Genomic DNA, 6,940 nt, shown 5'->3' with positions numbered 1-6,940 from the left:
GGCGGACACCCCGCACTCACGCTGAAAGGATCAATGCTCATGGTCGACTCCCCGAGATCTCGTAAGCTCGCCGACCGCATCAAGGTGATCGTCGCGCAGATGATCGACACGCGGATCAAGGATCCGCGGCTCGGTTTCGTGACGGTCACGGACGTCCGGGTGACCGGCGACCTGCAGAACGCCTCGGTGTTCTACACGGTCTACGGCTCGGACGAGGACCGGGAGGGTACTGCCGCGGCGCTGAAGAGCGCCACCGGCATGATCCGCTCGGAGGTGGGCAAGCAGACGGGCATCCGCCTGACGCCGACGCTCGAGTTCCACCTGGACTCCGTCCCGGACACCGCCGCCAACCTCGACGCCGCACTGATCGAGGCCCGCAAGCGCGACGCGGAGCTCGAGGCGCTGCGTGCCGGTGCCCGGTACGCGGGCGAAGAGGACCCCTACAAGAAGCCGCGCGACGCCGACGAAGCGTCCGAGTGATCTGCCCATGACCTCGCCCACCCCGCAGGCGCCGGTGCGCCGTCCGACGGCCGCCGACGGGTTCGTCGTCGTCGACAAGCCGCAGGGCTGGACCAGCCACGACGTCGTCGGGCGCCTGCGGCGTCTCGCCGGGACACGCAAGGTCGGCCACGCCGGCACGCTCGACCCCATGGCGACCGGCGTGCTCGTGCTGGGCATCGGCAAGGCGACCCGCCTGCTCACCTATGTGGTGGGTGCGGACAAGGACTACGACGCGACGGTCCGGCTGGGTGTCGCGACCACGACGGACGATGCCGAGGGTCAGGTTCTCTCCGTGGCTGGTCCTGGCGCCGTCGAGGGCGTGGACCGGCCCGCGCTGGACGCGGCCGTCGCCGATCTCACGGGCGACATCCAGCAGGTGCCGACGTCGGTGTCCGCGATCAAGGTCGACGGCAAGCGCGCCTACGCGCTCGCCCGGGCGGGGGAGTCGGTCGAGCTGCGGGCACGACCGGTGACCGTGTCCCGCTTCGAGGTCCTGGCCGTCCGCCAGGTCACGGCGACCGTGGCGGACGGCGGTCCGGACGTGCCCGTCGTCGACATCGACGTCCGCGTCACCGTCTCCTCCGGGACCTACGTGCGCGCCCTGGCGCGCGACCTGGGGGCGGCCCTCGGCACCGGAGGGCACCTGACGGCGCTCCGCCGCACCCGCGTGGGCGGCTACGACCTCGCCGGTGCCCGCACACTGGACGAGCTGGAGAAGCAGGCCGACGCCGACGGCACGCTCGCCACCCTGCCCATGGCCGAGGCCGCCCGGGCCACGTTCCCGGTGCGGGAGCTGGACGAGGACGAGGTCCGGGCGCTCGGCTACGGGCAGTGGGTGGCGCCGTCGGGCCGCCCGGAGGTGGTCGCGGCAATCTCGCCGTCGGGCGAGCTCGTCGCGCTGCTGGAGGACACCCGGCGCCGGGGCGACGATCTCGCGAGGCCCGTGCTGGTGCTCGCGGCGCACTGAGCACGGGCGCTCTCCGCTCCGGATAGGCTTCTGACGACCGGTGCGGGCAGTCGCGTGAGCGGCAGCCGCACCCGCACCACCCGATTCATGAGGAGCGACCCGCGTGCAGCTGTGGACGGACCTGGAACAGGTTCCCCCGGGATTCGGGCCATCTGTGGTGACGATCGGCAACTTCGACGGCGTCCACCGCGGCCATCAGGCGGTGCTCGACCGCATCCTCCGGCTCGCCCGGAGCGACAAGGCCAGCGCCGTCGCGGTGACGTTCGAGCCGCACCCCTCGGCCGTGCACCGGCCTGACTCGGCGCCGGAGCTGATCACCGGCCTGGAGGACCGCCTGGCGCTCATGGAGCGCACGGGCCTCGACGCGACGCTCGTCGTGAACTACACCCTCGACTTCGCCGCCCAGACGCCCGAGGAGTTCGTCTCGCGCTACCTCGTGGAAGGCCTGGGTGCCCGAACCGTCGTGGTGGGGCACGACGTGCGCTTCGGCAAGCAGAACGCCGGCACGCTGGCCACGATGGTCGAGCTCGGCGGCCAGCACGGCTTCGAGGTGGTGGCCATCGACGACGTCGGCGACCTCCTGCCGTCCGACGGCGACGGCCATCAGCGCTGGTCGTCGACGGCGGTGCGCGCGCTGCTCGCCGAGGGCGACGTCGACCAGGCCGCCGACGTGCTCGGCCGGCCGCACCTCGTGCGCGGGACCGTGGTGCACGGCGACGCCCGCGGCCGCGAGATGGGCTTCCCGACCGCCAACCTCGGCGACATCACCGGGCTGGTCCCCGCCGACGGCGTCTACGCGGGGTGGCTGCGCCGCGGCACGGCAGCGACGTGCGCGAGCCTCGCCGGACCGGAGGATGACCGTGCCGCCGTGTCCGGCACGGGGATGGGGCAGGAGGAGATCCTCCCGGCCGCGATCTCCGTCGGCACGAACCCCACGTTCGACGGCGTGGAGCGGCGCGTGGAGGCGTACGTGCTCGACCGCACCGACCTCGACCTGTACGACCAGACGGTGGCGCTCGAGTTCGTGGCCCACCTGCGGCCCACGCTGCGCTTCGACGGCATGGAGCCGCTCATCACCCAGATGAACGAGGACGTGGCGCGCGCCCGCAAGATCCTGCGGGCGTAGTCCGGGAGATCTTGCGAGCCTTCGTGCGTTGAGGTGGGCATGACGCTCCTCGAACTGTCCGACCTGGTCGTCGGGTACGGCGGCAACGCCGTCTGCCCGCCGGTCTCGCTCACGCTGGCCCCCGGCGACGTCGTCGCCGTGATCGGCACCAACGGAACCGGCAAGTCCACGCTGCTGCGCACGGTGCTCGGTCTCCAGGAGCCGCTCTCCGGCACGGTCAGCGCGTTCGGGCGGGCAGTGGACGAGCGCGAGCGAGGGTTCCGCACCCGGGTCGCCGGCGTGCTGGACGACGACGCGTTCTTTCCCGGCGTGACCGTCCGTGAGCACCTGGTGCTCACGGCGCGCGGCCACGGCGTGCCTGACGCCGGAGCCGTCACCGACCAGGTGCTCGACCACATGGGCATCGGCGGGCACGGCGGCGCGATGCCGCACACGCTGTCGTCCGGGCAGCGCCGCCGGTTCCTGCTGGCGAGCGCCCTGGTCCGGCCGCGCGACCTGCTCGTGCTCGACGAGCCGGAGCAGCGCCTCGACACCGCGATGCGCGTCCGGCTCGGCGACCTGCTGCGCGCCGAGGCGGACGCCGGCACGGCAGTGCTGTTCGCGACGCACGACGACCGCCTGCTCGCCGCGACCGGCGCGAGCGCCCTGTTCCTGTCCGACGACGGCGCCGTGCTGCTGCCGTCCGCCGACGCGCCGGGTGTGCTGGCGGGCTTCCGGTGACCCGCGCGGAGCCGGGCGCCGCCGACCCGTCCCGGCTGCCCCGGCTGGTCGGGGACGAGGACGAGCAGCTCACCGGGGCCGAGCTGCGGCGGCTGACCGCGCGTGTCCGGGCGCACAACCTGCCTGCCCAGCCGGGCCGGGTCGCGATGGACGTCGGCGAGGTGGTGGTCTCCCTCGCGATCGTCACGCTGTACGTGTGGGGGTTCGGGGCACCCGTGCGGGAGCTGCTCGGGTCCGACGCGACCCGGTTCGGACTCGGACCAGGACTGATCCAGGCGATGGTGCTCGCGCTGGCGGTCGTGGCGGGTGCGGTGGTCGCGCTGCGGGTGGGTCCGGCGGGCCTGCCCGCCGCCGGGGTGCGCTGGTGGGTGCCGACCCCCGCCGACCGCGCGGGCCTGGCCTCGCCGTCCGTGGTCCGTACCGTGCTCGCCGGAATCGGAGCCGGCCTGGTCGCGGGCGGTGTACCGGCGGCCTTCGTGGGCGTCGGCCTCACCGGGATCCTCGCCGACGCCGCGTTCGGCGGCGCGCTCGGCCTCGTGGTGGTGGCCGGCACGGGGGCGCTCCAGGTGACCGGGGCGGCGTCGGGCGACCGGGCGGGGAGGGTGCTCGTCCTGCTGCTCGCCGCCGTGCCGGTGGCCGGGCTCGGCCTGGCGCTCTGGGCCCCGGGGTGGGCGGCCTGGTCCGTTCCCCTGCCCGCGCTCGCGGCGGTGGTCGTCGCGGGCGGTGCGGCGCTCGTCGTCTGGACCACTCGCCTCGACCGGCTCCGGGCCGGCGAGCTGCGCGCCCGCGCGTCGGCCGCCATGCAGGCCTCGGCGGCACTGCTCTCGCTCGACAGCGGCGGCATGAGCCGCGCGCTCCTCGGCAGCGGCCCGACGGCGTCGCGCGTGCTGCCCTGGCTGCCCGGCACGGCCCGTGGCCCGGCCGGCGCACTGCTCGCCGCCGACGCCACCCTCCTGGCCCGCTCGCCCGCCGCCCTGGCCGGGCTGGTCGCCCTCGCCGCCACCGGAGCCGTCGCCGTCCAGGTGCCGGTGCTGGCGGACGGGATAGGGCTCTGGGCGGTCCTCGCGTGCGTCGGGTACGCGGGGGCGCTCGCCGGCGCCGTCGGGCCGCGGGCGGCTGGGGAGAACCCGCGGCTGGACTCGCTGGTACCGCTGGGGGCCCGCGCCACCCGGGCCGTGCGCACCGTCTGGCCGGTGCTGACGGCGGCAGTGGTGCTGCTGGCGGTCGCCGCGACGGTCGGGGGCGGGCAGTGGCTGGCGATGGCGGTGCCTGCGGCCGTGGTGCTGGGGGCCGCCGCCGTCCGGACCGCCTACCGTGGGCCGGTGCCGTGGGACGTGCCGATGATCGCGACGCCCGCTGGCGGCGTGCCGACCGGGCTGGTGCTGCACCAGCTCAAGGGGCTGGACCTCGCGGTGCTCGGCACGCTCCCGCTCGCGTGGGTGGCCGTCTCCGGGGTGGTGGCGCCGTCGGCGGTCGCCGTGCAGGCGCTGTTCGCGGCCGGCGCGGTGCTGTGGGCGGCGCACGTCAAGCGCACCTCCTGACGTGTCAGACCGTCAGGTCACCCGAGTGACCTGACGGTCTGACAGGTCGGTGGAGTTGATTCGGGTCTGGCCGAATCGGTCACGGGCGGGGGTGCGGCGCTCTCTGAGGTGGTGAAGGCCTTCACCCCAGAGAAGGAGAGACCATGGCCCAGACCACCGAGGCGCCGCCCCAGGGCGAGCCGAACCACGCCCCCCACGAGGAGGTCGACCTCGCGCAGACGCCGGCCGGCCGCACGGTACGGCGGATCGGGCACGGTGGCGTGTTCGTGCCCGCCGACCCGGACGACGCGGCCGAGCCGCACGAGAGCACGGCGACCCTGATGCCGCGCACCGAGGCGGCCGTGCAGCGCGACCTGCGCGAGCACCGCTTCGACGCGACGACGTCGTTCGACTACCTGCTCGGCGGCCTGGCCGCGAGCTACCCGGAGGGGCACCTGCCCGTTGGTGGTGGTCGCCTGGACGAGACCCGGGACGCGCTGATGCGGCTCGGCGCCGCCATGATCGAGCCCGCCGCCGCGCCCGGGCCGCTCGACGCGACGGTCCCCGCCGTCTACACCTACTGGGGCCAGTTCATCGACCACGACATCACCCTGAACACGAACGGGCCCGACGACGGCTCCGGCCCGGGTGGCGACAAGGCCCTCGGCGACGTCGTGAGCGACCCGTTCCGCGTGTTCCGGCCGAAGACCGTCGTGCGCAGCCTCCACAACGGGCGTGTCCCGCTGCTCGACCTCGACAGCCTGTACGGCTCCGGCCCGCGCTTCGCGGGCGAGAAGGACCGCGGCACCACCCGCAGCGAGGCCGCGTACGTACCGGACTCGGCCAAGCTGCGGCTCGGCAGGGTCGACACCGAACCGCTCGGGCCGTTCTCGCTCGTGGCGCCCGGTGACGACCCGCAGCGCGACCTGCCGCGCAGCACCGCGCCGGGCAGCGAGCGCATGCCGCTGATCCCGGACAGCCGCAACGACGAGAACCTGGTCGTCGCGCAGTTCCACGTCGCGATGATCCGGTTCCACAACGCCACCGTCGACTGGGTGGCGCGGCACGAGCCGTGGTCGGCGACCACGCAGCGCGAGCTGTTCGACCGTGCGCAGCAGCTCGTCCGGTTCCACTACCAGTGGCTGGTCGTGCACGACTACCTGCGCACGCTCACCAAGCCCGGCGTGCTGGACGCGGTGCTCGCGACGGGGCCGAGGCTGTTCCGGCCCGCGCGCCGCGTGGCGATGCCGCTGGAGTTCGCGGTGGCGGCGTTCCGGTTCGGGCACTCGATGGTGCGCGGCACCTACGACTACAACGTCAACTTCACGCGCAACGGCCCCGGCGGGACGGCGACCCTGGACCAGCTCTTCCAGTTCACCGGCAACGGCGGGCTGTCGCCGAGCCCCGCGAACCCGCTGCCCGCGCTCCCGTCGAACTGGCCCATCGAGTGGGCGCGGTTCACCGACAAGGGTGACGCGGCCGCCTTCCGCAAGGCCCGCAAGATCGACCCGTTCCTGGCCGACGGCCTGGGTGACCTGCTGAACGAGGGCAACGGGGCCGCCGGCCCGGTGCGGGCGCTGCTGAAGCACCTCGCGCAGCGCAACCTGCTGCGCGGGTACATGCTGGCGATCCCGACGGGCGAGGCGGTGGCCAAGGCTCTCGGTGCCCGGCCGCTCACGCCGGAGCAGCTCCGGCAGAACGCGTCGCCCGAGCTGGTCGCCGCGCTCGACGACCTGGACGGCACGCCGCTGTGGTACTACGTCCTGAAGGAGGCCGAGATCCAGGGCAACGGCAACTTCCTGGGCGAGGTGGGCAGCCGCGTGCTCGTGGAGACGTTCCTCTACCTGCTCCGGCTGGACGACGAGTCGTTCATGCGCCGTCCCGGCCGCGACTGGACGCCGGCGAACGGCGTCCGGTTCGAGGACCGGCGCCTCATCACGACGCTCCCGGACCTGCTGGCGTTCGCGGGCGTCCTCCCGATCGGGCAGGACGCGGCGGGCCGCCCGCTCTTCCGCAGGACCAAGGACGGATACGCGGGCCACGACGGGGCGTGAGCCGCGTGGTCGGTAGTTTGTCAGGTGATCGGCAATCCGGACTGCCGATCAC

At 74.2% G+C, this 6,940-nt stretch carries 6 protein-coding genes; all 6 read left to right on the top strand.

Going from position 1 to position 6,940, the window contains the following annotated elements:
• The first annotated feature begins 39 nt into the window (after positions 1-39).
• The 6 genes from rbfA to ACFWE2_RS23805 all read left to right on the top strand — a co-directional run bounded on the left by rbfA (position 40) and on the right by ACFWE2_RS23805 (position 6,888).
• Entirely contained in the window at positions 40-480 is a 441-nt protein-coding gene (gene rbfA, locus ACFWE2_RS23830; protein ID WP_377226690.1) for a 30S ribosome-binding factor RbfA, read from the top strand.
• 7 nt (positions 481-487) lie between these two features.
• Positions 488-1,468 carry a tRNA pseudouridine(55) synthase TruB gene (gene truB, locus ACFWE2_RS23825; protein WP_377226689.1) on the top strand — a complete coding sequence of 327 codons (981 nt, stop codon included), beginning with the start codon at positions 488-490 and terminating at the stop codon, positions 1,466-1,468.
• Between the two features lie 103 nt (positions 1,469-1,571).
• Positions 1,572-2,594 (top strand): bifunctional riboflavin kinase/FAD synthetase, encoded by a 1,023-nt coding sequence (locus ACFWE2_RS23820; protein ID WP_377226688.1) that lies wholly within the window; start codon positions 1,572-1,574, stop codon positions 2,592-2,594.
• Between the two features lie 39 nt (positions 2,595-2,633).
• Positions 2,634-3,314: an ATP-binding cassette domain-containing protein gene (locus ACFWE2_RS23815; protein ID WP_377226687.1), complete on the top strand. Its 681-nt coding sequence runs from the start codon at positions 2,634-2,636 to the stop codon at positions 3,312-3,314.
• A complete protein-coding gene (locus tag ACFWE2_RS23810) occupies positions 3,311-4,855 on the top strand; it encodes a DUF6297 family protein (protein ID WP_377226686.1) in 1,545 nt (514 codons plus the stop codon). The genes ACFWE2_RS23815 and ACFWE2_RS23810 overlap by 4 nt, the downstream gene beginning before the upstream one ends.
• Before the next feature lie 143 nt (positions 4,856-4,998).
• Positions 4,999-6,888 (top strand): heme peroxidase family protein, encoded by a 1,890-nt coding sequence (locus tag ACFWE2_RS23805; protein ID WP_377226685.1) that lies wholly within the window; start codon positions 4,999-5,001, stop codon positions 6,886-6,888.
• Positions 6,889-6,940: the final 52 nt, after the last annotated feature.

Source organism: Promicromonospora sp. NPDC060271 (genome assembly GCF_042726755.1).
GTDB lineage: Bacteria > Actinomycetota > Actinomycetes > Actinomycetales > Cellulomonadaceae > Promicromonospora.
Note: the sequence above shows the minus strand (reverse complement) of the source record. Positions and strands in the feature narration are given on the sequence as shown.

Excerpts from the sequence above, each read along its gene's own strand:
- rbfA (WP_377226690.1), top strand. The coding sequence starts at position 40 with ATGGTCGACTCCCCGAGATCTCGTAAGCTCGCCGACCGCATCAAGGTG.
- truB (WP_377226689.1), top strand. The coding sequence starts at position 488 with ATGACCTCGCCCACCCCGCAGGCGCCGGTGCGCCGTCCGACGGCCGCC.
- ACFWE2_RS23815 (WP_377226687.1), top strand. The coding sequence starts at position 2,634 with ATGACGCTCCTCGAACTGTCCGACCTGGTCGTCGGGTACGGCGGCAAC.
- ACFWE2_RS23805 (WP_377226685.1), top strand. The coding sequence starts at position 4,999 with ATGGCCCAGACCACCGAGGCGCCGCCCCAGGGCGAGCCGAACCACGCC.